This window comes from Pseudomonas sp. RIT-PI-o (assembly GCF_001297215.1).
In the GTDB taxonomy this organism is placed as follows: Bacteria; Pseudomonadota; Gammaproteobacteria; order Pseudomonadales; family Pseudomonadaceae; genus Aquipseudomonas; species Aquipseudomonas moraviensis_A.
In genome coordinates this window covers 143,634-166,331 of record NZ_LHPA01000041.1, presented here as the reverse complement: position 1 = coordinate 166,331, position 22,698 = coordinate 143,634, and the positions used below count along the sequence as shown (strand labels likewise).

Genomic DNA, 22,698 nt, shown 5'->3' with positions numbered 1-22,698 from the left:
GCTCACTCCTACAAGGGGAATGCTTTCGTAAACCCTTATTGTGGATTTCCCCATGAGTTCTGTTGCTGTGTTCAGCAAGGCCTCGCCGTTCGATGCATTGCAGCGCTGGCTACCGAAACTGGTGCTGGCGCCGAGCATGTTCATCGTGCTGGTGGGCTTCTATGGCTACATCCTGTGGACGTTCATTCTGTCGTTCACCACGTCGACCTTCCTGCCCAACTACAAGTGGGCCGGCCTGGCGCAATACGCGCGGTTGTTCGACAACGATCGCTGGTGGGTGGCGAGCAAGAACCTCGCCGTGTTCGGCGGCATGTTCATCGGCATCACCCTGGTGATCGGCGTGTTGCTGGCGGTGTTCCTCGACCCGCGGGTCCGGCGCGAAGGCTTTATCCGCACCATTTACCTGTACCCGATGGCGCTCTCGATGATCGTCACCGGTACCGCGTGGAAATGGCTGCTCAACCCGGGCATGGGCCTGGACAAATTGTTGCGTGACTGGGGCTGGGAAGGCTTCCGTCTGGACTGGCTGATCGACCCCGATCGCGTGGTTTATTGCCTGGTGATCGCCGCTGTGTGGCAAGCCTCGGGCTTCATCATGGCGATGTTCCTTGCCGGCCTGCGTGGCGTCGATCAATCGATCATCCGTGCCGCGCAGATCGACGGCGCGAGCATGCCGCGCATCTACTGGAAAGTCGTGCTGCCAAGCCTGCGTCCGGTGTTCTTCAGTGCGGTAATGATCCTTGCGCACATCGCGATCAAGAGCTTCGACCTCGTGGCGGCAATGACCGCCGGTGGCCCGGGTTATTCCTCCGACCTGCCAGCGATGTTCATGTATTCCTTCACCTTCAGTCGCGGCCAGATGGGCATGGGCTCGGCCAGTGCGATTCTGATGCTCGGTGCGATCCTCGCGATCATCGTGCCTTACCTGTACTCCGAGCTGAGGACCAAGCGTAATGACTAGTCTTGCTGCCAAACCCGCTATCAGCTTGAGCCGTATCGCGATCTACGCGGTGCTGATCTTCGCGGTGTTTCTCTATCTGGTGCCGCTGGTGGTCATGTTGCTGACCAGCTTCAAGACCCCGGAAGACATCAGCACCGGCAACCTGCTGAGCTGGCCGACCGTGGTCAGCGGCATCGGTTGGGTCAAGGCCTGGGCCACGGTTGATGGCTACTTCTGGAACTCGATCAAGATCACCGTACCGGCCGTAATCATCTCCACGGCCATCGGTGCGTTGAACGGTTACGTGCTGTCGATGTGGCGCTTCCGGGGTTCGCAACTGTTTTTCGGTCTGTTGCTGTTCGGCTGCTTCCTGCCGTTCCAGACCGTGCTGCTGCCGGCCTCGTTCACCCTCGGCAAGATGGGCCTGGCGAGCACCACCACCGGCCTGGTGTTTGTCCATGTGGTTTACGGTCTGGCGTTCACCACGCTGTTCTTCCGCAACTACTACGTGAGCATTCCCGATGCGCTGGTCAAGGCTGCGCGCCTGGATGGCGCTGGGTTCTTCACGATTTTCCGCCGCATCATCCTGCCGATGTCGACGCCGATCATCATGGTCTGCCTGATCTGGCAGTTCACCCAGATCTGGAACGACTTCCTGTTCGGGGTGGTGTTCTCCAGCGGTGATTCGCAACCGATCACCGTGGCGCTGAACAACCTGGTCAACACCAGCACCGGCGCCAAGGAATACAACGTGGATATGGCAGCGGCGATGATCGCCGGCCTGCCGACCCTGCTGGTCTATGTGGTCGCAGGCAAGTATTTCGTGCGCGGGCTGACGGCCGGCGCGGTCAAGGGGTAATCATGGCTACGCTTGAACTTCGCAACGTAAACAAGACCTACGGGGCCGGCCTGCCGGACACCCTGAAGAACATCGAACTGTCGATCAAGGACGGTGAATTCCTGATCCTCGTCGGCCCGTCGGGCTGCGGTAAATCGACCTTGATGAACTGCATCGCCGGCCTCGAAACCATCACTGGCGGCGCGATCATGATCGGTGATCAGGACGTCAGCGGCATGAGCCCCAAGGATCGTGACATCGCCATGGTGTTCCAGTCCTACGCGCTGTACCCGACCATGAGCGTGCGCGAGAACATCGAGTTCGGCCTGAAAATCCGCAAGATGCCGCAGGCAGCGATCGACGAAGAAGTCGCCCGCGTGGCCAAGCTGCTGCAGATCGAACACCTGCTCAATCGCAAGCCGGGCCAGCTCTCCGGTGGTCAGCAACAGCGCGTGGCGATGGGTCGTGCGCTGGCGCGGCGGCCGAAGATCTACCTGTTCGACGAACCGCTGTCCAACCTCGACGCCAAGCTGCGCGTCGAGATGCGTACCGAAATGAAACTGATGCACCAGCGCCTGAAAACCACCACGGTCTACGTGACCCACGACCAGATCGAAGCGATGACCCTGGGCGACAAAGTCGCGGTGATGAAGGACGGCATAATTCAGCAGTTCGGCACGCCGAAAGACATCTATAACGACCCGGCGAACCTGTTCGTCGCCAGCTTCATCGGTTCGCCGCCGATGAACTTCATCCCCCTGCGTCTGCAGCGCAAGGACGGTCGTCTGCTGGCGCTGCTCGACAGCGGTCAGGCGCGTTGTGAATTGCCGATGAGCATGCAGGACGCCGGGCTTGAAGACCGCGAAGTGATCCTCGGCCTGCGCCCGGAGCAGATTGTGCTGGCGAACGGCGAGGGCAATGGCCTGCCAAGCATCCGCGCGGAAGTGCAGGTCACGGAACCGACCGGGCCGGACACCCTGGTGTTCGTCAACCTGAATGACACCAAGGTCTGCTGCCGACTGGCACCGGACGTGGCTCCGCAGGTGGGCGAAAGCCTGACGCTGCAATTCGATCCATCAAAAGTGTTGTTGTTCGACGCCAATACCGGCGAGCGTCTGGGCACTGCCGGTCAACCACAGACCGATGCGCGGTCTGCGAACGTCGCCCAATTCAAAGGGCGCTGAAAAACAATGTAGGAGTGAGCCTGCTCGCGATGACGGTGTATCAGTCGACAGAGATGTTAAATGTCAAACCGTTATCGCGAGCAGGCTCACTCCTACAAGGAGCACGCGGTGCCCGGCCTGTCGAGCACTGCAATTTATGTAAACCGCGTTAGATAAAAACAGTTAATAACAATAAAGACGAGGATGTAGGGATGAAAAAGAAACACGTCAATGCCCGGTTGATCTGCCAGGTTTCAGCGGCAGCTGCACTGGTGCTGGCCGGTAATGCAATGGCGGCGGATGCGTTCAGCTCCGACTCCAAGTGGATGACCGGCGACTGGGGCGGCGAGCGCACCAAGCTGATCGAGCAGGGTATCGACATCAAGGCCGACTACGTTGGCGAGATGGGCGCCAACCTGCACGGCGGCTATGACGACGACAAGACCGGCCGCTACAGCGACCAGTTCGGCCTCGGCGTGGCCCTCGACCTGCAGAAACTGTGGGGCTGGGACAACACGCAAGCGAAAATCCAGCTGACCAACCGTAACGGCTACAACATCTCCAACGACCGCGTTGGCGATCCGCGTGCCGGCACCCTCAGCTCCTCGCAGGAAGTCTACGGCCGTGGCCACATGGTGCGTCTGACCCAACTGTGGATTCAGCACCAGTTCTTCGACAACAAGCTCGACGTCAAGGCCGGTTACTTCGGCGAAGGCGAAGACTTCAACACCTTCCCGTGCGACTTCCAGAACCTCGCATTCTGCGGTTCGCAAGTGGGTAACTGGGCGACCAACATCTGGTACAACTGGCCAGTCAGCCAGGCCGCGATCCGTGTGAAGTACAACATCAACGACGAGCTCTATGCGCAAATCGGTGCGTACAACCAGAACCCGTCGCAGCTGGAACACGGCAACGGCTTCAAGCTCAGCGGCAGCGGCACCAAGGGTACCGTGCTGCCGGTTGAATTGGTCTGGTCGCCGAAGGTCAACAGCCTGCCGGGCGAATACCGCGTCGGTTACTACAAGAGCACGGCCGATGCCGATGACGTTCGCGAAGACGTCAACGGTTTCGACGCGGCAACCACTGGTGACGAGTACAAGTCGCACAGCAGCAAACACGGCTACTGGTTCGTCGCGCAACAGCAACTCACCAGCCACAACGGTGACGCGACTCGCGGTCTGAACATCGCTGCCAACGCGACCTTCCATGACAAGGACACCAACTTCATCGACAACTACCAGTCGGTGATGTTTGTCTACAAAGGCCCGTTCGACGCGCGTCCGAAGGATGACATCGGTATCGGCGCGGCGCGTATCCACGTCAACAAGGACGTCAAGCGCAACGCTGAACTGCTGAACGCTTCCAACGGTGTGTCCGACTACGACAACGCCGCGTTCTCGCCGATTCGTGAAACCGAATACAACTACGAGCTGAACTACGGTTTCCACGTCACCAACTGGCTGACCGTGCGTCCAAACCTGCAATACATCACCCATCCGGGCGGTGTGGATGAAGTCGATAACGCTTTGGTCGCTGGCCTGAAAATTCAGTCAACGTTCTGACGCGTCTGCGATAAGCTCCTCTCTATGTGCGCATTTTGCGGACAGCCCAGGCTGTCCGCTTTTTTTTGGAGGGTTCGCGCCGCCCATGAAAGTTGAATTCGGAACCGTAGCCAATGCCTGAGCATCCGCTGCAACGCTTCTTCAAATCCCTGCGCGAGCGACCGGTGTTCGCCTGGGAGCGCTATCAGATGCGCGACGTGCTGGTGATCGATCATCCGCTGTGTCAGGCGGTGTTCAGTCGTCAGGGCGCGCAGTTGCTGCACTTTCAGCCGCGTGGACAGAAGCCGTGGTTGTGGTGTGCGGCGAAGTGGCCGCATGTCGGCGCGATTCGCGGTGGCGTGCCGGTGTGCTGGCCCTGGTATGGCCGTCATCCGAGCGAAAACGCCTGGCCATCCCATGGTTGGGCGCGACTGCTCGACTGGAAACTGCTCGACAGCAGCAGCGCCGAGGATGGTGTGCGCCTGCACTGGCAATTGCAGCTGTGCGATTGGCAGGTCGACCTGCACGCGCATCTGGGCGAACGCATGGAATTACGTCTGAGCACCGAGCATCAGGACGACATGCCGTGCCAGTTGAGCCAGGCTTTGCACGCTTACTGGCGTATTGGCGATGTCGGTGAGATAGCGCTGTCTGGCCTCGAAGGCGCACAGGGTTATGACCAGTTGAGCCGCCAGTCTTGCCAGCAGGAAGGCGAGTTGCGGGTGGATGGCGGGTGTCAGCGGGTGTTCCAGCATGACGGCGAATTGCAGCTGAAAGATCACGCCTGGCAGCGTGAGTTGTGCATTGATACCGGTGACAGCGCGGACACGGTGGTCTGGCATCCCGGGGCACGGCCGTTGTTGGGCGTGACGTGGGATGAGATTTCCGAGTTTGTCTGTGTGGAAGCGGCGGCGGGCGGGACGGACAGTCTGCATCTGGCGCCGGGGGAGAAGGCGCATCTGAGTTTGCAGGCGTGGGCGGCGGCTTGAGTACGTCAGTTGGAGCGCGGGCCCTCACCCTAGCCCTCTCCCAGAGGGAGAGGGGACCGAATGGGGGATATTCAGGAGATCCACCGACCTGAACGAAGGTCGGTGAATCCATAATCGACTCGGTCATTCAGGTCGATGTATAGCGCAAGACACCTCGATCGGCCCCCTCTCCCTCCGGGAGAGGGCTGGGGTGAGGGGCTTTTGATCTTTAGTTGAATTCATCCCCAACCGGATACCGGCTTGCATTCAAGCTCTCTTTGATCTTGCGCAGATGCGGCTGGAAATCCACCCCGCGACGCAAGGTCATCCCGGTCGCCAACACATCCAGCACGGTCAACTGAATGATCCGCGAGGTCATCGGCATATAGATGTCGGTGTCTTCCGGCAGCGGAATGTTCAGGCTCAGCGTACTGGCCTTGGCCAGCGGCGAATTCTCCGCCGTCAGGCCCAGCACGGACGCGCCGTTCTCCCGGGCGATCCGCGCCACTTCCACCAGTTCGCGCGTACGCCCGGTGTAGGAAATGATCACGAACAGCTCACCGGTGTGCGCCACCGAGGCAATCATCCGCTGCATCAGCACGTCGGCATGCGCAGTCACCGCGAGGTTGAAGCGGAAGAACTTGTGCTGCGCATCCAGCGCCACCGGGGCCGAAGCACCGAGGCCGAAAAAGTGTATCTGCCGGGCCTGGATCAACAGGTCGACGGCGCGGCTGATCAGGTTCGGGTCCAGCGCCTGACAAGCGCTGTCCAGCGAGGCGATGGCGCTGCCGAAAATCTTCTGTGTGTAGGCTTCGGGATTGTCGTCAGCCTCGACCGCGCGGCTGACATACGCCGCGCCACTGGCCAGGCTCTGGGCCAATTGCAACTTGAGTTCGGGATAACCGCTGACGCCGAACGAACGGCAGAAACGGTTGACCGTCGGTTCGCTCACCGAGGCGGCCTGGGCGAGGGCGGCGATGCTGAAGCGGGTGGCCTGCTGCGGATTGAGCAGGATCACCTCGGCGACCTTGCGTTCAGCCTTGTTCAGCTCTTCAAGGCGACTCTGGATCTGTTCCAGTAAATTTCGCACGCGGTCCATATGGAATTCCTGATTCACCAACGCAGAGTTGCGTCGGGCTATGCAAATTGGGCCTTTGATATGGCCCGGGACGGTGGCCTATCCTACTGATGCGTCCGGGCGACCACCACTCGGATTGTGCATTGTGGGAAAATGTTGTGGTTATTACTACATTTTCCCTTGAGTGATGCCTTGAAAAAAGGTATTTGTAGCTTAACTTGATAAAAGAACAAACATCATGCCTTCCATTACGGTTGAACCGTGCACCTTTGCCTTGTTCGGCGCGCTGGGCGATCTGGCCCTGCGCAAGCTGTTTCCTGCCCTTTATCACCTTGACGGTGCCGACCTGCTGCACGAGGACACGCGCATCATCGCGCTGGCCCGTGAGCCCGGCAGCGAGCAGCAGCACATGGCGTTCATCGCCGCCGAATTGCGCCGTTACGTCGGCAAAGAGCTGAACGAAACCGTGGCCGAGCGCTTCCTCGCGCGCCTGACCTACCTGCACGTCGACTTCCTCAAGGCCGAGGACTACGTGGCACTGGCCGAACTGGCCGGCAACAGTCAGCGCATGATCGCCTACTTCGCCACGCCGGCGGCGGTGTACGGCGCGATCTGCGAGAACCTGGAAAAAGTCGGTCTGGCCGAGAACACCCGCGTGGTCCTGGAAAAGCCGATCGGCTCTGACCTGGAATCGTCGCGCAAGGTCAACGACGCGGTGGCGCAGTTCTTCCCGGAAGACCGCACGTACCGCATCGACCACTATCTGGGCAAGGAAACCGTTCAAAACCTGATCGCCCTGCGTTTCGCCAACAGCCTGTTCGAAACCCAGTGGAACCAGAATTACATCTCCCACGTGGAAATCACCGTGGCCGAGAAGGTCGGCATCGAAGGCCGCTGGGGCTATTTCGACAAGGCCGGACAGCTGCGCGACATGATCCAGAATCACCTGCTGCAACTGCTCTGCCTGATTGCCATGGACCCGCCGGCCGACCTGTCCGCCGACAGCATCCGTGACGAGAAAGTAAAGGTGCTCAAGGCGCTGGCGCCGATCAGCCCGGAAGGTCTGACTACACAAGTGGTGCGCGGCCAGTACATCGCTGGCCACAGCGAGGGGAAATCCGTTCCGGGTTACCTCGAAGAACCGAATTCCAACACCCAGAGCGACACCGAAACCTTCGTCGCTCTGCGTGCCGATATCCGCAACTGGCGCTGGGCTGGCGTGCCTTTCTATTTGCGCACCGGCAAGCGCATGCCGCAAAAGCTGTCGCAGATCGTCATCCATTTCAAGGAACCGTCGCACTACATCTTCGCCCCGGAGCAGCGCCTGCAGATCAGCAACAAACTGATCATCCGCCTGCAACCGGACGAAGGCATTTCCTTGCGGGTGATGACCAAAGAGCAGGGCCTGGACAAGGGCATGCAACTGCGCAGCGGGCCGCTGCAACTGAACTTCTCCGACACCTGGCGTAGCGCGCGAATCCCCGATGCCTACGAGCGGTTGTTGCTGGAAGTGATGAACGGCAATCAGAACCTGTTTGTCCGTAAAGATGAAATCGAAGCCGCGTGGAAGTGGTGTGACCAGTTGATCGCCGGGTGGAAAAAATCCGGTGACGCGCCCAAGCCGTATGCGGCCGGGTCGTGGGGGCCGATGAGCTCCATTGCATTGATCACGCGGGACGGGAGGTCGTGGTATGGCGATATCTGATGTGCAACTGCCGACGGGCGTGACTGCCCGCGAATTCAACAGCCCGGTGTTGCTGGCCGAAGGCCTGGCACTGAACGTTGCCCAGCAATTGAGCGAGGCCATTGCGGCTCGCGGCAACGCGGTGCTGGTGGTGTCCGGCGGGCGCAGCCCGGTGGCGTTTTTCCAGCATCTGGCCAAACAGGAACTGGACTGGTCGAAAGTCGTTGTGACCCTGGCCGACGAACGTTGGGTGCCGGTCGAACACGCCGACAGCAATGCCGGTCTGCTCAAGCAGTACTTGCTCAAAGGCCCGGCAGCCAAGGCGCAGTTCCTCAGCCTCTACAGCGCTGCGGCGAATGTCGAGCAGGCTGCGGAACAGGCCGACCGTCTGCTCGCCGAGCTGCCGCCGATCGACGTACTGGTGCTCGGCATGGGCGATGACGGACACACCGCGTCGCTGTTCCCCGACAGCCCGAACCTCGCCGAAGCCCTGCAAGCCGATGGCATGCGCCGTTGCTGGCCGATGCTGGCGCCAAGCGTGCCGCGTCAGCGCCTGACCATGAGCCGTGCGCTGCTGGCTTCGGCCAAACACAAGATTCTGTCGATTTCCGGTCAATCGAAACTGACCACCCTGAATGCCGCGCTGGCATCCGATGACGTCGCGGCCATGCCGGTGCGCGCGTTTCTGCAACCTACGTTAGAGATTTACTGGTGCCCATGAGCCAAGGAACAGCCGCTATGACAACCCCATCCCCGACCGTTTCCATGGCGGACAAAGTTGCCCTGATCGACAGTCTCTGCGCCAAGGCGCGGATCCTGCCGGTGATCACCATCGCCCGCGAACAGGACGTGCTGCCGCTGGCCGACGCCCTCGCCGCCGGTGGCCTGACCGCGCTGGAAGTGACCCTGCGTTCGCAGTTCGGCCTCAAAGCGATCCAGATCCTGCGCGAACAGCGCCCGGAACTGATGACCGGTGCTGGCACCGTGCTCGACCGCAACATGCTCGCGGCGGCGGAAGCGGCAGGCTCGCAATTCATCGTCACCCCGGGCATCACCCGCGACCTGCTCGAAGCCAGTGTCGACAGCCCGATCCCGCTGTTGCCGGGCATCAGCAACGCCTCGGGGATCATGGAAGGCTACGGCCTGGGGTATCGCCGCTTCAAGCTGTTCCCGGCGGAAGTCAGCGGTGGCGTAGCGGCAATCAAGGCCCTTGGCGGTCCGTTTGGCGAAGTGAAATTCTGCCCGACTGGCGGCGTCGGCCCGGCCAATATCAAGAGCTACATGGCGCTGAAAAACGTCATGTGCGTGGGCGGTAGCTGGATGCTTGATCCGGAGTGGATCAAGAACGGCGACTGGGCCCGCATTCAGGAATGCACCGCCGAAGCTCTGGCGCTGCTGGACTGATCGTTACCCGACACTTCGTTGTGTGCTTTACGGCTTTATGGTGCGCTTGGTCGGCGCACCTTTTTTTTTGCGCTGAAACAACCGCCGGTACATGCCGCGATACATAGTTACCGCACGCTGGCTGTTTCACGGGGTTAACCTGCGTTCATCTTATGGAAGAGAGAACGCCTCATGGACGACCTTCAGTCTCTGACCCTTACGCCACAATCCCTTTATCAACCGAAGCTGGCCACCCATGGCCGCCCCGATGGCCGAGCAGCCGAACCCCAGGTGCGCAATATCAGCAAGGGGGTCGAAGGCCTGCCGCTGATCCTGCGTCTGTTGCTGGTCGATGTGATGACCGGCGAGCCGGTTACCGGCGCGCTGGTGCGCATTCGGCAGCGTGTCGATAGCCACACCAGCCTCTGCGGCAGCCAATTGACCGACAGCCAGGGCATCGTCCGTTTCACCAGCATCTACCCGGATCGCCCGGCGCTTGGCACATCTTGCCTTTCCCTGAACGTATACATCCCCAGCGACGACAAAAGCGCCCAGGCTCACCACGAAGCCTGGGCCGGCACCTTGCACCTGCCCGGCTGCTGCGACTGTGAAGTGCCCGCCGAGGAAGCCTTGCGGTTGGTGTTGCAGCCGATCGCCGGCACGGATCTCGACGACGGTGCCTTCGCCTGCCAGACGCTCGGCATCGACACCTTCGCCGTATCGTCGCAGCTTGGCCTTGAAGGCTACGAAAAAAATTCCGCTGTGCCGTTCTAGCGCAGCTGGTTCAGCGCCCCTACCAGTTGCTCCATTTCGCCAGCCGTGGTGGTCAGCCCCGGTGTAACGCGGATGCACGGCCCGCATGCGGCGCCGGTGCGCACCACGGTGAACAGGTTGAACTCGTTGAGCAGGCGCTCAACCATGACCTGTTGATCGGCATGACGAGTGAAGCGCAGCGAGGTGATCCCGCAATACAGTTGCGGATCATCCGGCGTCAGCACCTCAATGCCCGGCAGGTCCCGCACTGCGCTGACCCAGAGATTGCGCAGGTAATTCAGGCGTGCGCTTTTGGCTGCGGCACCGCCGAGGGCGTTGTGCTCTTCGAACACCAGCGGCAGGGTCATCAGCGCCGGGATGTCTGGCGTGCTGTACGAGGTGCGCGCGCGAATGTCGGTGACCGGATAATGCATCTCGCCCATGTCCGGATCGATGTCGGCCAGACGCTGCGGGGCAACATAAATGAAGCCGAGGGTCAGCGGCGCGCCGATCCACTTGTGCAGGTTGTAGCCGGCGAAAGCGATGCCCAACGCTTGCAGATCGAATTCGATCTGGCCGAGGGCGTGGGCACCGTCGAGGATAATGTCGACCCCATGCTCTTTGGCCAGCGCGGCGATAGCCTGCACCGGCATGACCAGACCAGTGCGGTGGGTGACGTGGGTAAGGGCCATCAGTTTGAGTTTCGGATGGCGGATGAACGCCTCGCGGTAGCTTTCCAGCAGGCTTTCGAAGCTGGCCGGATGGCGGTGGGCAATTTCGATGACCTCGACCCCGCGGTGTTTCGCCAGCCAGCGCATGGCGCCTTTGACCGTGTCGTAGTCGAGGTCGCAGATCAGTACCTGATCGCCCGGCTGCAGGCGATTGTAATTGCGGATCAGCGATTGCAGGCCTTCGGTGGCGTTACGCGTCAGGGCCACGCTTTGCGCGCGTACGCCAATCAGTTCGGCCAGTTGCGCGCGGATCTCGAGGTTGTCGTGCTGTTCAAAGCGCTGGCGCACGTAAACCGAGTTGCTGGTGTTGATCAGCTCGATGTTGCGCTGGTATTCCTCGATCACCGTGCGCGACAGGCGCCCGAAGTAACCGTTCTCCAGGTTGACCGGGCCGGGCTGCACATCGTATCGGTCGGCAAAGGTTTGCCAGAAAGCTTCGTCACGGGCTCGGCGGGTGTTGTCAGGCATGGTCGGCATGGCTCAAGAGAGGAGGGCGCTTCAGTGGCGCGGGGCGGGTTTGCCATGTTTGGCGCGTAGCGGCTCAAGCAGGTCGGACAGGCCGTTGTGGTCGATCTCCTGCATTAGCGCGAGCAGACCACCGAGTTCGCCGTGGGGAAAGCCTTCACGGGCGAACCAGTTCAGGTAGGGGCCGGGCAGGTCGGCAATGATTCGGCCCTTGTACTTGCCGAAAGGCATCTCGCGGGTGATCAGCAGTTCGAGTTTTTCCGGATTCATCAGCTGGCTTCATCGGTTTTCAGATCAGTCTGGAAAATACAGGCATTCTGCATGCAGGCCAAATGACAGATCATGCAAAAAACCAGCATACAGATGGTTCAATCTTTTATAAGTCACTGAAAAACAAGGTTTTATTCTCAATAAGCAAACTGGCACGCACACTGCAATATCCCTTGCATCTTCAACCAACCGCAAGGAATTGGAAAATGACTGACGTAAACAAAGAATCCATCTCGGTACTCAATGACCTGATCGAAACCTCCAAGGACGGTCAGGAAGGTTTCAAGACTTGCGCCGAAGACATCAAGCACCCAGAGCTGAAAAGCCTGTTTGTGACTCGCGCAGCTGATTGCGCCGCTGCCGCAGCTGAGCTGCAAGCGGCCGTTCGTTCGCTGGGCGGCGATCCGGAAACTTCCACCAGCGTCAGCGGTGACCTGCACCGTCGCTGGGTCGACGTGAAAGCCATGTTCACCGGCAAAGACGAAGAGGCTGTGCTGAACGAAGCCGAGCGCGGTGAAGACCATGCCCTGAAGGCTTACAAGGAAGCGCTGGAAAAAATCACCAAGCACAATCTGGTGGGTATTCGTGACCTGGTTGAGCGTCAGTACCACGGCGTACAACGCAACCACGACCAGGTGAAAGCCCTGCGTAACCAGGCTCGTGCCAACTCGTAAGAGTTAGTCGGCTACAAAAAACGCCAGCTAGTCTGGCGTTTTTTGTGCCCGCAGGAAGAGCCCCTCACCCTAGCTCTCTCCCGGAGGGAGAGGGCTAGGGTGAGGGGCTTATCACTAAACATCGACCTGAATGATCGAGTCGATTGAGGATTTGAAAAACACTCAAATCTGCTCCCTTTCCCCCTCGCCCCCTTGGGGGCGGTCCGACGTTTCGGGAGGGCTGGGGTGAGGGGGAAAGGCTCTACCTGACACCCTACAATCCATCAGCCAATACTGATCGCCGGCAATGTCGGCAAAGTCACCGTCTGCTGCTTGCGCGGCGCGAGAATCTCCGCCTCGCCATCCACCACAAGCTCATCACGCTGATTGAATACGCGAGTGGCAATGCGCACGCGAAATTTCGGCAGTTTCTCGAGAATCTCCAGACGCACCGTCAGCGTGTCGCCGATCTTTACCGGTTTCTGAAAGCTCATCTGCTGACCGATATAAATAGTGCCCGGCCCAGGCAGTTCGCAAGCGACCGCGGCGCTGATCAGCGCACCGCTGAACATACCGTGGGCAATGCGTTCCTTAAACATGCTCGCGGCGGCAAACTCGGCGTCCAGGTGCACCGGGTTGTGGTCGCCCGACATCGCGGCGAACAGCTGGATGTCGCGCTCTTCGACAGTCTTGCTGTAGCTGGCGGTCTGGCCGACTTCGAGGGCTTCGTAAGGGATGTTGGTAACCTGGGTCATCGGTTTCGATTCCTGTGACGGATTCAGTGAATCCACAAAAAATTATTCGCTGCGCTGCGGGCGCGGATGGCTCAGGGCCTGATCGATCCAGGCGAGCACATCGGCGGTCACTTCGTCGCGATTGCTTTCATTGAACAATTCGTGCCGGGCCTGCGGGTAGATCTTCAGTTGCAGGTGCTGGCTGCCGGCCCTGCGCAAGGCGTTGGCCAGATCAGTCAGACGCTTGCCTTCGCTCACCGGATCACATTCGCCGCCAATCACCAGCAGCGGCAGGCCCGGATCGATTTGCGCGAGATTGGACGCTTTGCTGATTTGCTGCAAGCCGCCGAGCAGGTCGATCCAGAACTGATTGGTACAGCGAAAGCCACACAACGGGTCGGCGGCGTATTTGTCGACCTCGGCCGGATCGCGGCTCAGCCAGTCGAAACGGGTGCGCAGCGGTTTGAATTTATTGTTGAACGAGCCGAACGACAGCCACTCGATCAACGCGCTGCGGCCCTTGCCGCCCTGACGCAGTTTTTCCAGCCGGGCAATCTGCCGGGCGACGCGATACAGGGCCACTGGCTGGAAATTCGATCCGCTGAGAATCGCCCCGTGCAGACTGGCGCTGTGGTGCAGCAGATAGGCCTGGGCCAGGTAACTGCCCATGCTGTGCCCGAGCAGAATGATCGGCACGCCGGGGTGTTGCTGGCCGATGTGCTGGTTGAGGCTGGCCAGATCGCCAACGACCTTGCACCAGCCATCGTCATCGGCGAAATGGCCGAGGGTGCCGTTGTCGGCGGTGCGGCCATGGCCGCGCAGATCCGGTGCGTAGACGCCATAGTCTTTGTCGCAAAACGTGTCGGCGAGGCGGGCGTAGCGAGCGCTGTGCTCGGCCATGCCATGGGCGACGAGAATCACCGCTTTCAAGGGCGTGGCCGGCAGCCAGCGGTTGACGTACAGGCGGCTGCGGTCACTCGCGTCCAGCCAGAAGGTGTCGTGGGTCATGGCGATTCCTTTGCTCAGCATCGCCACAGTGTATAGCGCGTCTGATCAGCCCACGCCACGGCACGAAGATTCACGGGATCAATGAGGGCTTGCGTCATATTTGCCTCAATGGCCATAGCTGCTAGTGTCCGTGAAGCTCCGCTTTGTGCTTTTCGCCTTCCATGGACGAAGCAGAAACGACAGAAAGCGGCTCCCGGATCGGCTCAGGTAAAGAGGACAAGAACAATGCAACCTGATTTCTGGAATGACAAACGCCCGGCCGGCGTACCGCTGGACATCGACATGGGCGAGTTCAAGTCGGTCATCGAAGTGTTTGAGCGTTCCTGCAAGAAGTTCGCTGACCGCCCCGCGTTCAGCAGCATGGGCATCACCCTGACCTACGCCGAGCTCGAGCGCCAGAGCGCGGCGTTTGCCGGTTATCTGCAGGCCCATACCGATCTGGTGCCGGGAGACCGCATCGCGGTGCAGATGCCCAACGTCCTGCATTATCCGATTGCCGTGTTCGGCGCGCTGCGCGCCGGGCTGATCGTGGTCAACACCAACCCGCTCTACACGCCGCGCGAGATGCGCCATCAATTCAAGGATTCCGGTGCGCGTGCGTTGGTCTACCTGAATCTGTTCGGGCAGAAAGTCCAGGAAGTGCTGCCCGACACCGATATCCAATACCTGATCGAAGCGAAGATGGGCGACCTGATGCCCGCCGCCAAGGGCTGGCTGGTCAATACCGTGGTCAGCAAGGTGAAAAAACTGGTTCCCGAGTATTCGCTGCCCCAGGCGATCTCCTTCAAAAGCGCGCTGCGCATGGGTCGTGGCCTGGGTATCAAACCGCTGAGCGTCGGCCTCGAGGACATCGCCGTGCTGCAATACACCGGCGGCACCACCGGCCTGGCGAAAGGCGCGATGCTCACCCACGGCAATCTCGTGGCGAACATGCAGCAAGTGCGTGCCTGTCTGGCCCAGCTCGGCCCGGACGGTCAGCCGCTGTTGCGCGAGGGCCAGGAAGTGATGATTGCGCCGCTGCCGCTGTACCACATCTATGCCTTCACCGCGAATTGCATGTGCATGATGGTGTCGGGCAACCACAACGTGCTGATCTCCAATCCGCGCGACATCCCCGGCTTCATCAAGGAACTGAAGAACTGGCGCTTCTCTGCGCTACTGGGTTTGAACACCTTGTTCGTCGCGCTGATGGATCACCCTGACTTCAAGACCCTGGATTTCTCCAGTCTGAAGCTGACCAACTCCGGCGGCACCGCGCTGGTCAAAGCCACCGCCGAGCGCTGGGAGCAGATGACCGGTTGCCGTATCACCGAAGGCTACGGCCTGACCGAAACCTCGCCGGTGGCCTGCACTAACCCTTACGGCGACCAATCGCGCTTGGGCACGGTGGGCCTGCCGGTGCCGGGCACGCTGGTGAAAATCATCAACGATGACGGCGTCGAGCAGCCGCTGGGCGAGCGTGGCGAGCTGTGCATCAAAGGCCCGCAGATCATGAAGGGCTACTGGAACAAACCCGAGGCCACTGCCGAAGTGCTCGATGCCGAAGGCTGGTTCAAGTCTGGCGACATCGCCGTGATCGACCCGGACGGTTTCGTGCGCATCGTCGATCGCAAAAAGGACATGATCATCGTCTCCGGCTTCAACGTGTATCCGAACGAAATCGAAGACGTGGTCATGGCCCACCCGAAAGTCGCCAACTGCGCGGTGATCGGTGTGCCGGACGAGCGTTCGGGGGAGGCGGTGAAACTGTTTGTCGTGGCGCGGGAAACCGGTGTCAGTCTTGAAGAGCTGAAGGCCTACTGCAAAGAGAATTTCACCGCCTACAAAGTGCCGAAACACATCGTGCTGCGTGAGTCGTTGCCGATGACGCCTGTAGGGAAAATTCTGCGGCGCGAGTTGCGGGATATCGCATAAAGGTCACAGGCGAAAAGATCGCAGCCTTCGGCAGCTCCTACATTTGGAATGCGTTCCCTTTGTAGGAGCTGCCGAAGGCTGCGATCTTTTGCTTTTACACCCCTGACTATGGGGCTTTTACGGTTTAATAGGATTTTTGCTCTAAAATGACCGCTGGCAAGTCTTGAGTCATCAATATGACTGTAGGGCCCACGTTTGGCTCTGGTCGACCCTCGGCAAAGCTGCTACTCTCGGCGCGCTTTGTGACTTCTCGGCCTGTAAAACGCCGGATTCACCAATACAAAACACACACCAATAATAATCGCATCAAATGCGGTGAAGAATTCGCGTTGCTGAGGAGTGGGCTTCCATGATCGAAGACTTTTGGAAGGATAAGTACCCGGCGGGAATCGCAGCCGAGATCAATCCAGACGAGTATCCGAACATTCAGGCAGTGTTGAAGCAATCCTGCCAACGCTTCGCCAACAAACCGGCTTTCAGCAACCTGGGCAAGACAATCACCTACGGTGAACTGTACGAACTGTCCGGTGCCTTTGCCGCGTATCTGCAACAGCATACCGACTTGCAGCCCGGTGATCGAATCGCCGTGCAACTGCCCAACGTCCTGCAATACCCGGTCGCGGTCTTCGGTGCCATTCGCGCCGGGTTGATCGTGGTCAACACCAATCCGCTGTACACCGCGCGGGAAATGGAACACCAATTCAACGACTCCGGTGCCAAAGCGCTGGTGTGCCTGGCGAACATGGCGCACCTGGCCGAAGCCGTGGTGCCGAAGACCGGCGTCAAGCACATCATCGTCACCGAAGTCGCCGACCTGCTGCCGCCGATCAAGCGCCTGCTGATCAACAGCGTCATCAAGTACGTGAAGAAAATGGTCCCGGCCTATCACCTGCCCAAAGCCATCAGGTTCAACGACGTGCTGAGCAAGGGCCACGGTCAGCCAGTGGCCGAAGCCAACCCGGACAGCGGCGATGTCGCGGTGCTGCAATACACCGGCGGCACCACCGGCGTGGCCAAGGGCGCGATGCTCACCCACCGCAACCTGGTCGCCAACATGCTGCAATGCAAGGCGCTGATGGGCTCCAACCTCAACGAAGGCTGCGAGATCCTGATCACGCCGCTGCCGCTGTACCACATCTATGCGTTCACCTTTCACTGCATGGCGATGATGCTGATCGGCAACCACAACATCCTGATCAGCAACCCGCGCGACCTGCCGGCGATGGTCAAGGAGCTGTCGAAGTGGAAGTTCAGCGGTTTCGTCGGTCTGAACACGCTGTTCGTGGCGCTGTGCAACAACGAAGGTTTCCGCAAGCTGGATTTCTCCGCGCTGAAAGTCACCCTGTCCGGTGGCATGGCCCTGCAATTGGCCGCGGCCGAGCGCTGGAAAGCCGTGACCGGTTGCGCCATCTGCGAAGGCTACGGCATGACCGAAACCAGCCCGGTGGCCACGGTCAACCCGATCCAGCACATCCAGATCGGCACCATCGGCATTCCGGTGCCGTCGACCCTGTGCAAGGTCATCGACGATGCCGGTGTCGAGCAGCCGCTGGGCGAAATCGGTGAACTGTGCGTCAAGGGCCCGCAGGTCATGAAGGGCTACTGGCAGCGTCAGGAGGCCACCGATGAAATGCTCGACAGCGATGGCTGGCTGAAAACCGGTGACATCGCGCTGATCCAGCCGGACGGCTACATGCGCATCGTTGATCGCAAGAAGGACATGATTCTGGTGTCTGGCTTCAACGTCTATCCGAACGAACTGGAAGACGTGCTGGCGACTTTGCCGGGCGTGTTGCAGTGCGCGGCGATCGGTGTGCCGGACGAGAAATCGGGTGAGGCGATCAAGATTTTCATTGTCGCCAAACCGGGTGTGACCCTGACCAAAGAACAGGTCATGGACCACATGCGCGCCAACGTCACCGGCTACAAAGTGCCGCGTTCGGTGGAATTCCGCGATGCGTTGCCGACCACCAACGTCGGCAAGATCCTGCGCCGCGAGTTGCGTGATGAAGAGCTGAAGAAGCTCAAGGCCACATCTGCCGCGTAAATAAAAAGCCCCGCAGATGCGGGGCTTTTTGTTGGTGCAGAGCAGGGCTTTGATCATGCGGTGAAGCGGCCCCTCACCCCAGCCCTCTCCCGAGGGAGAGGGAGCCGATCGAGATGTCTGGCGTTGAGCATCAACCTGAAAAACCGAGTCGATTATGGATTCAGTAAGCTCGATCAGGTCGGCGTATCTCTTGAATATCCACCATTCGGTCCCCTCTCCCTCTGGGAGAGGGCTAGGGTGAGGGGAAGGGCTGACGCCACAAATCCTACTGACGAAACGGCGCAAAATTCACATTGGTCCCCGCCGGACGCATGTCCTGCAGATACGAATCCTTGTCCGCACTCAGCTCCAGGCTCAGCGCCGCCTTGCGCTTGCCTTCATTGCGAATCACCAGCCCTTCGAGCTTCTCGCGCAGGAATACCGTCGGCACTTTCAGGTGCAGCAACTCATCGGTGGCCGGGGTGTGCAGCAGCAAGTGAATCCACTCGTACTGACCGATCGCCAGACGCGACACCGGCAGGTCGAACCACCAGATGTTGCGGTTGCGGTTCAGTTCGGCGAAGTGGCAGTTGTTGGTGCCGAGCACGGCGCCGCCCAGTTGCTGGTTGCGACGGGCGATGGCCTGGGTTTTATTGAGCTTCATGACATTCCTGCGAATCGGTGTGCGGGGCGCAACGCCCATAGGCTGAGCATTCTCGGGGCAACGCCGGCAAACATAAAGCGCAACCTGCGCATCGCGACGAAATCCCCGCAAAAATAAATGAAACTCGGCGCAAAGCGCACCGGTCAATCGTTACGTAATGACTTTTCTTCCCTATATGCATCACGGAGAAACACCATGAGTAGCACAGGCGATAAAGTAAAAGGCATGGCCAACGAAGCTGTCGGTAACGTCAAACAGGGCGTCGGTAAGGCCACTGACAACGACAAACTGCGCGCAGAAGGCAAAGTTCAAGAGAAAAAAGGCGAAGCCCAGCAAGCGGTCGGCAACGCCAAGGACGCTGTGAAAAAAGGCGTCGACAAGGCGTAAGCGAGCCTTGAACGAATCACACGAGCGGCCATCCAAAGATGGCCGTTTTTGTATCAGAACCCTGCGGTCATCCGCCGAAGGATCGCCAAACAGGCTACCTTGAGGTAAAAAACGGCCCCTGAGTCGCCACGACTTCAACCTTTTGCGGCGCAAGGAGACGCGAATGATATTTCCGGACATGAAAGGTCTGCCCCTGCACCGGGTGATGGTGCGCACGGTCACTGAGTTCGTCGATGACGAAATGTCGACCTACGCCTCGGCACTGGCCTACCAGATGCTGTTCTCGCTGTTTCCGTTCATTCTCTTCCTGATTGCCCTGATCGGTTTCCTCCATCTGCCGGACTTCTTCTCCTGGCTGCGCCTGCAAGCCGAACTGGTCCTGCCGCCGCAGGCGCTGGAGCAGGTCAACCCGGTGATCGACCAGTTGCAGCAATCCAAGGGTGGCCTGCTTTCAATCGGTATCGTGATTGCCCTGTACACCGCGTCGGCCGGCGTGCGCCTGATGATGAGCGCGATGAACGCCGCTTACGACGTGGTCGAAGGCCGGCCGGTCTGGAAGCGTTTTCCCCTGTCGATTGTCTACACCGTCGGCATTGCCGGCATGCTGCTGATCGCTGCCGCGCTGATGGTGCTCGGGCCGCAGGTGATGGGCTGGATCGCCGCACAAGTGGGGCTGGAAGATTTCATCGTCACGGTGTGGACCATCGCGCGCTGGCCGGTGATCGTGATTCTGATGATGGTCGCGGTGGCACTGATCTACTACGTGATGCCCGACGTCAAACAGGACTTCCGCTTCATCACACCCGGTTCGGTGCTGGCGGTGGTGGTGTGGATCCTCGCCTCGCTGGGTTTTGCCTTCTACGTGAAAACCTTCGCCAACTACAACGCGATGTATGGCAGCATCGGGGCGATCATCGTGCTCTTGCTGTATTTCTATATCTCCGCGGCGGTGTTGTTGCTCGGCGCGGAAATGAATGCGGTGATCGAGCACATGTCCGCCGAAGGCAAGGACAAGGGCGAGAAAGCCCCTGGCGAGCCCGACGAATCCAGCAAACAACACGTCTCGGGCCTGGGCCGCGATCATTCGCTCAAGCCGGACACCGATGAAGCGCGACCATGATCCGTGAAATTCTGAAAATGGGCGACGAGCGCCTGCTGCGCATCGCCCCGCCGGTACCGCCGGAGATGTTCAACAGCGCCGAGCTGTGGCAGTTGATCGATGACATGTTCCAGACCATGGAAAGCGTCGGTGGCGTGGGTCTGGCGGCACCGCAGATCGGCGTCGATCTGCAACTGGTGATCTTCGGCTTCGAGCACAGCGAGCGTTACCCTGACGCCGAAGCGGTGCCGCAGACGATCCTGATCAATCCGCTGATCACGCCTTTGAATCCGCTGATGGAAGAGGGTTTTGAAGGCTGCTTGTCGGTACCTGGCCTGCGCGGCGCGGTGGATCGCTATCAGCAGATTCGCTACGAGGGCTTTGATCCCAAGGGCGAGCCGATCGTGCGCGTGGCCTCGGGTTTTCATGCGCGAGTGGTGCAGCATGAATGCGATCACCTGATCGGCCGGCTGTATCCGTCGCGGATTACCGATTTCAGCAAGTTCGGCTTTACCGAAGTGCTGTTCCCGGATCTTGATCCCATGGCCGACGACTGATCCAGACTCACTACAATTCCCTGTAGGAGTGAGCCTGCTCGCGATAGCGGTCTGTCATTGACGAATCCGGTGACTGATAGATCGCTATCGCGAGCAGGCTCACTCCTACAAGGGAACTGCGTCAGTCTGGAGGGCTGAGCCCCATCGCAATCATCGGCTTGCTCCGCGCATACCGGCTCAACCGTTCTGCCATCGCCTGCGGCAGGGCCGGATCAACGCGGAACCCGCGCCGCTCATAAAATCCGCGCAGATCCGGATGACAGAACAGCCACACCGGCCCGTCCACCTGAGCAACCGCCGCCGCAATCAACTGCCCGGCAATTCCCTGTTCCCGACACCCCGGATCGACAAACAACCCTGTCAGCCAGTGGCCGCCCGATACCTGCCGCAGGCACAGCGCCGCCACGATCTCGCCGCGCCGCGCGACCCACAGTTGCGCCTCGCGCACGGCTTTCATCGAGGACTGGTGGCTGCGGTAGAACTTGTTCATCAGCGGCCACAACGGTTCGTCGAGCTGGCTGTAGTGGATGTCGGGCATGGTTCGGACTGTCGGTTCGAAAAGCGCCGATTATAAAAGAACGCGCGGCTCGGGATAGGTGTATACCTGATCTCACATCCCTGTGAGTGGAGTACCGATCATGTCCAAAGGTATGGATTCAAAGAAAGCCGCGAAGAAGAAGCCGGCCAAGACCGCGATTGAAAAACGCGCAGAAAAGAAAGCCAAGAAAGTCGACATCTTCGGCCATTGAGCAAACCCTTCGGAAGCCCGTCTCTCGGGCTTCCACGCCATCTGAAAAATAATCTGCAAGATTGCACCGCCTCGTTGCACAGAAGGGGACGATTCCCGTTCCGAGCAACGCCATGGCTTTTTATTTCGACGCCCGACATCGCCAGCAAATCGAAAACCTGCGCCAGCGCTTTACCGCCCGCAGCGAATGGCCGACCTGGCTGTTGCTGATCGGTGTGTACGCCGGCTGGTTCGCCATCCTCCTCAACAGCGCCTGGCTGGGACGCGGCTTGAGTACGTTGCTGCTGATCCCGCTGCTGGTGTTGTGGTTGTCGCTGCAGCATGAATTGCTTCACGGCCATCCGACCCGCTCGACCTTCATCAATAAAATCCTCGGCTACGCCCCGTTTGCCGTGTGGTATCCGTACACGCTGTATCGCGACAGCCATTTGCGTCATCACCGCGAGGAAGACTTGACGGTGCCGGGCGTCGATCCGGAAAGTCGCTATCTGACCTCTGCCAACTGGCACGGCGGCTCGGTGTTCGAGCGCAGCGTGCATTGGCTGAACAAGACGGTGCTAGGACGCTTCGTGATTGGCGCGCCGCTGGCGTTGACGGCGTTAGCGCGCGAGGAGCAGCAGCGCTTGCGAAACGCTGATCCGCAAGCCTGGCTGATGTGGCTGAGCCACGGCGTGGTTACTCTATTGATGCTGGGTTTCATTGCCCGCTACAGCATTTTGCCGGTGTGGCATTACCTGTTGCTGATCAGCGTACCGGCGCTGTCGATCGCGATGATCCGTTCGTTTCACGAGCATCGACCGCATGCCCAGGCCGAGCAACGCACCGTGCTCAACGAGGCTGGCTGGCCGTGGCGCTGGTTGTTTCTCAACCTGAATTTTCATCTGGTGCATCACGACCTGCCGGGGCTGGCGTGGTACGACTTGCCCAAGGTCTACCGGCTGCACCGCGAGCAGTGGATTGCGCGCAGTGGCGGGTTTGTCGTGCGGGGGTATGGGGAGTTGTGGCGACAACATGGCTTCAAACCGATTGATAGCCCGGAGCATCCGTTTCACTGATCCAGAAACACCACAATCCCCTGTAGGAGTGAGCCTGCT

Annotated in this window: 23 protein-coding genes; 16 read left to right on the top strand and 7 right to left on the bottom strand. The window is 59.8% G+C overall.

Going from position 1 to position 22,698, the window contains the following annotated elements; all coding sequences use genetic code 11:
- Positions 1-52 precede the first annotated feature (52 nt).
- The 5 genes from AEQ63_RS23090 (at position 53) to AEQ63_RS23070 (ending at position 5,471) form a co-directional block, all read left to right on the top strand.
- A complete protein-coding gene (locus tag AEQ63_RS23090; protein WP_064364974.1) occupies positions 53-961 on the top strand; it encodes a carbohydrate ABC transporter permease in 909 nt (302 codons plus the stop codon).
- Positions 954-1,799 carry a carbohydrate ABC transporter permease gene (locus AEQ63_RS23085; RefSeq protein WP_042607262.1) on the top strand — a complete coding sequence of 282 codons (846 nt, stop codon included), beginning with the start codon at positions 954-956 and terminating at the stop codon, positions 1,797-1,799. The genes AEQ63_RS23090 and AEQ63_RS23085 overlap by 8 nt, the downstream gene beginning before the upstream one ends.
- Before the next feature lie 2 nt (positions 1,800-1,801).
- Positions 1,802-2,962 carry an ABC transporter ATP-binding protein gene (locus AEQ63_RS23080; RefSeq protein ID WP_064364972.1) on the top strand — a complete coding sequence of 387 codons (1,161 nt, stop codon included), beginning with the start codon at positions 1,802-1,804 and terminating at the stop codon, positions 2,960-2,962.
- A gap of 191 nt (positions 2,963-3,153) precedes the next feature.
- The gene (locus AEQ63_RS23075; RefSeq protein ID WP_042607260.1) at positions 3,154-4,503 is read left to right on the top strand and encodes a carbohydrate porin; all 1,350 of its coding nucleotides are present in this window, start codon (positions 3,154-3,156) and stop codon (positions 4,501-4,503) included.
- Between the two features lie 113 nt (positions 4,504-4,616).
- Positions 4,617-5,471 carry a D-hexose-6-phosphate mutarotase gene (locus tag AEQ63_RS23070; RefSeq protein ID WP_064364970.1) on the top strand — a complete coding sequence of 285 codons (855 nt, stop codon included), beginning with the start codon at positions 4,617-4,619 and terminating at the stop codon, positions 5,469-5,471.
- 208 nt (positions 5,472-5,679) lie between these two features.
- Here AEQ63_RS23070 and AEQ63_RS23065 read toward each other — a convergent pair whose 3' ends face one another.
- Positions 5,680-6,540: a MurR/RpiR family transcriptional regulator gene (locus tag AEQ63_RS23065; protein ID WP_169842436.1), complete on the bottom strand. Its 861-nt coding sequence runs from the start codon at positions 6,538-6,540 to the stop codon at positions 5,680-5,682.
- A 226-nt stretch (positions 6,541-6,766) separates the two neighbouring features.
- Between AEQ63_RS23065 and zwf the strand changes: the two genes are divergently transcribed.
- The 4 genes from zwf (at position 6,767) to AEQ63_RS23045 (ending at position 10,369) form a co-directional block, all read left to right on the top strand.
- Complete coding sequence (zwf, locus tag AEQ63_RS23060; RefSeq protein WP_042607258.1) at positions 6,767-8,233, top strand: glucose-6-phosphate dehydrogenase; 1,467 nt, start codon at positions 6,767-6,769, stop codon at positions 8,231-8,233.
- The gene (gene pgl, locus AEQ63_RS23055; protein WP_064364968.1) at positions 8,220-8,933 is read left to right on the top strand and encodes a 6-phosphogluconolactonase; all 714 of its coding nucleotides are present in this window, start codon (positions 8,220-8,222) and stop codon (positions 8,931-8,933) included. The genes zwf and pgl overlap by 14 nt, the downstream gene beginning before the upstream one ends.
- Positions 8,934-8,950: 17 nt before the next feature.
- Complete coding sequence (locus AEQ63_RS23050) at positions 8,951-9,616, top strand: bifunctional 4-hydroxy-2-oxoglutarate aldolase/2-dehydro-3-deoxy-phosphogluconate aldolase (RefSeq protein WP_016773539.1); 666 nt, start codon at positions 8,951-8,953, stop codon at positions 9,614-9,616.
- A gap of 171 nt (positions 9,617-9,787) precedes the next feature.
- Positions 9,788-10,369: a hypothetical protein gene (locus tag AEQ63_RS23045; RefSeq protein WP_064364967.1), complete on the top strand. Its 582-nt coding sequence runs from the start codon at positions 9,788-9,790 to the stop codon at positions 10,367-10,369.
- Here AEQ63_RS23045 and AEQ63_RS23040 read toward each other — a convergent pair.
- Entirely contained in the window at positions 10,366-11,547 is a 1,182-nt protein-coding gene (locus tag AEQ63_RS23040; protein WP_064365101.1) for an aminotransferase class V-fold PLP-dependent enzyme, read from the bottom strand. The two genes, AEQ63_RS23045 and AEQ63_RS23040, sit on opposite strands and share 4 nt — an antisense overlap.
- A gap of 30 nt (positions 11,548-11,577) precedes the next feature.
- On the bottom strand, positions 11,578-11,814 hold the full coding sequence (locus AEQ63_RS23035; protein WP_003227425.1) for a DUF3820 family protein: 237 nt from the start codon (positions 11,812-11,814) through the stop codon (positions 11,578-11,580).
- Positions 11,815-12,020: 206 nt separating this feature from the next.
- Between AEQ63_RS23035 and AEQ63_RS23030 the strand changes: the two genes are divergently transcribed.
- Positions 12,021-12,488, top strand: a complete 468-nt coding sequence (locus AEQ63_RS23030) for a PA2169 family four-helix-bundle protein (RefSeq protein WP_042607255.1) — start codon at positions 12,021-12,023, stop codon at positions 12,486-12,488.
- A 263-nt stretch (positions 12,489-12,751) separates the two neighbouring features.
- Here the strand turns inward: AEQ63_RS23030 and AEQ63_RS23025 are convergent, their stop codons facing one another.
- Positions 12,752-13,222, bottom strand: coding sequence for a MaoC family dehydratase (locus AEQ63_RS23025; RefSeq protein ID WP_003227420.1), 471 nt, complete (start codon positions 13,220-13,222; stop codon positions 12,752-12,754).
- A 42-nt stretch (positions 13,223-13,264) separates the two neighbouring features.
- The gene (locus AEQ63_RS23020; protein ID WP_064364965.1) at positions 13,265-14,209 is read right to left on the bottom strand and encodes an alpha/beta hydrolase; all 945 of its coding nucleotides are present in this window, start codon (positions 14,207-14,209) and stop codon (positions 13,265-13,267) included.
- Between the two features lie 225 nt (positions 14,210-14,434).
- On the opposite strand from AEQ63_RS23020, the gene fadD2 reads away from it, so the two are divergent.
- The gene (gene fadD2, locus AEQ63_RS23015; protein ID WP_064364963.1) at positions 14,435-16,123 is read left to right on the top strand and encodes a long-chain-fatty-acid--CoA ligase FadD2; all 1,689 of its coding nucleotides are present in this window, start codon (positions 14,435-14,437) and stop codon (positions 16,121-16,123) included.
- A gap of 349 nt (positions 16,124-16,472) precedes the next feature.
- A complete protein-coding gene (gene fadD1 / locus AEQ63_RS23010) occupies positions 16,473-18,170 on the top strand; it encodes a long-chain-fatty-acid--CoA ligase FadD1 (RefSeq protein WP_064364959.1) in 1,698 nt (565 codons plus the stop codon).
- Between the two features lie 265 nt (positions 18,171-18,435).
- Here fadD1 and AEQ63_RS23005 read toward each other — a convergent pair whose 3' ends face one another.
- A complete protein-coding gene (locus AEQ63_RS23005; protein ID WP_042607251.1) occupies positions 18,436-18,813 on the bottom strand; it encodes a hypothetical protein in 378 nt (125 codons plus the stop codon).
- 195 nt (positions 18,814-19,008) lie between these two features.
- On the opposite strand from AEQ63_RS23005, the gene AEQ63_RS23000 reads away from it, so the two are divergent.
- The 3 genes from AEQ63_RS23000 to def all read left to right on the top strand — a co-directional run bounded on the left by AEQ63_RS23000 (position 19,009) and on the right by def (position 20,856).
- Entirely contained in the window at positions 19,009-19,200 is a 192-nt protein-coding gene (locus AEQ63_RS23000) for a CsbD family protein (RefSeq protein ID WP_042607250.1), read from the top strand.
- Positions 19,201-19,363: 163 nt separating this feature from the next.
- Complete coding sequence (locus AEQ63_RS22995) at positions 19,364-20,320, top strand: YihY/virulence factor BrkB family protein (protein WP_064364957.1); 957 nt, start codon at positions 19,364-19,366, stop codon at positions 20,318-20,320.
- Complete coding sequence (gene def, locus AEQ63_RS22990; protein WP_042607249.1) at positions 20,317-20,856, top strand: peptide deformylase; 540 nt, start codon at positions 20,317-20,319, stop codon at positions 20,854-20,856. The genes AEQ63_RS22995 and def overlap by 4 nt, the downstream gene beginning before the upstream one ends.
- A gap of 121 nt (positions 20,857-20,977) precedes the next feature.
- Here def and AEQ63_RS22985 read toward each other — a convergent pair whose 3' ends face one another.
- On the bottom strand, positions 20,978-21,394 hold the full coding sequence (locus AEQ63_RS22985; protein ID WP_064364955.1) for a GNAT family N-acetyltransferase: 417 nt from the start codon (positions 21,392-21,394) through the stop codon (positions 20,978-20,980).
- A gap of 323 nt (positions 21,395-21,717) precedes the next feature.
- On the opposite strand from AEQ63_RS22985, the gene AEQ63_RS22980 reads away from it, so the two are divergent.
- A complete protein-coding gene (locus AEQ63_RS22980; RefSeq protein ID WP_064364954.1) occupies positions 21,718-22,659 on the top strand; it encodes a fatty acid desaturase in 942 nt (313 codons plus the stop codon).
- The last annotated feature ends 39 nt before the right edge of the window (positions 22,660-22,698 follow it).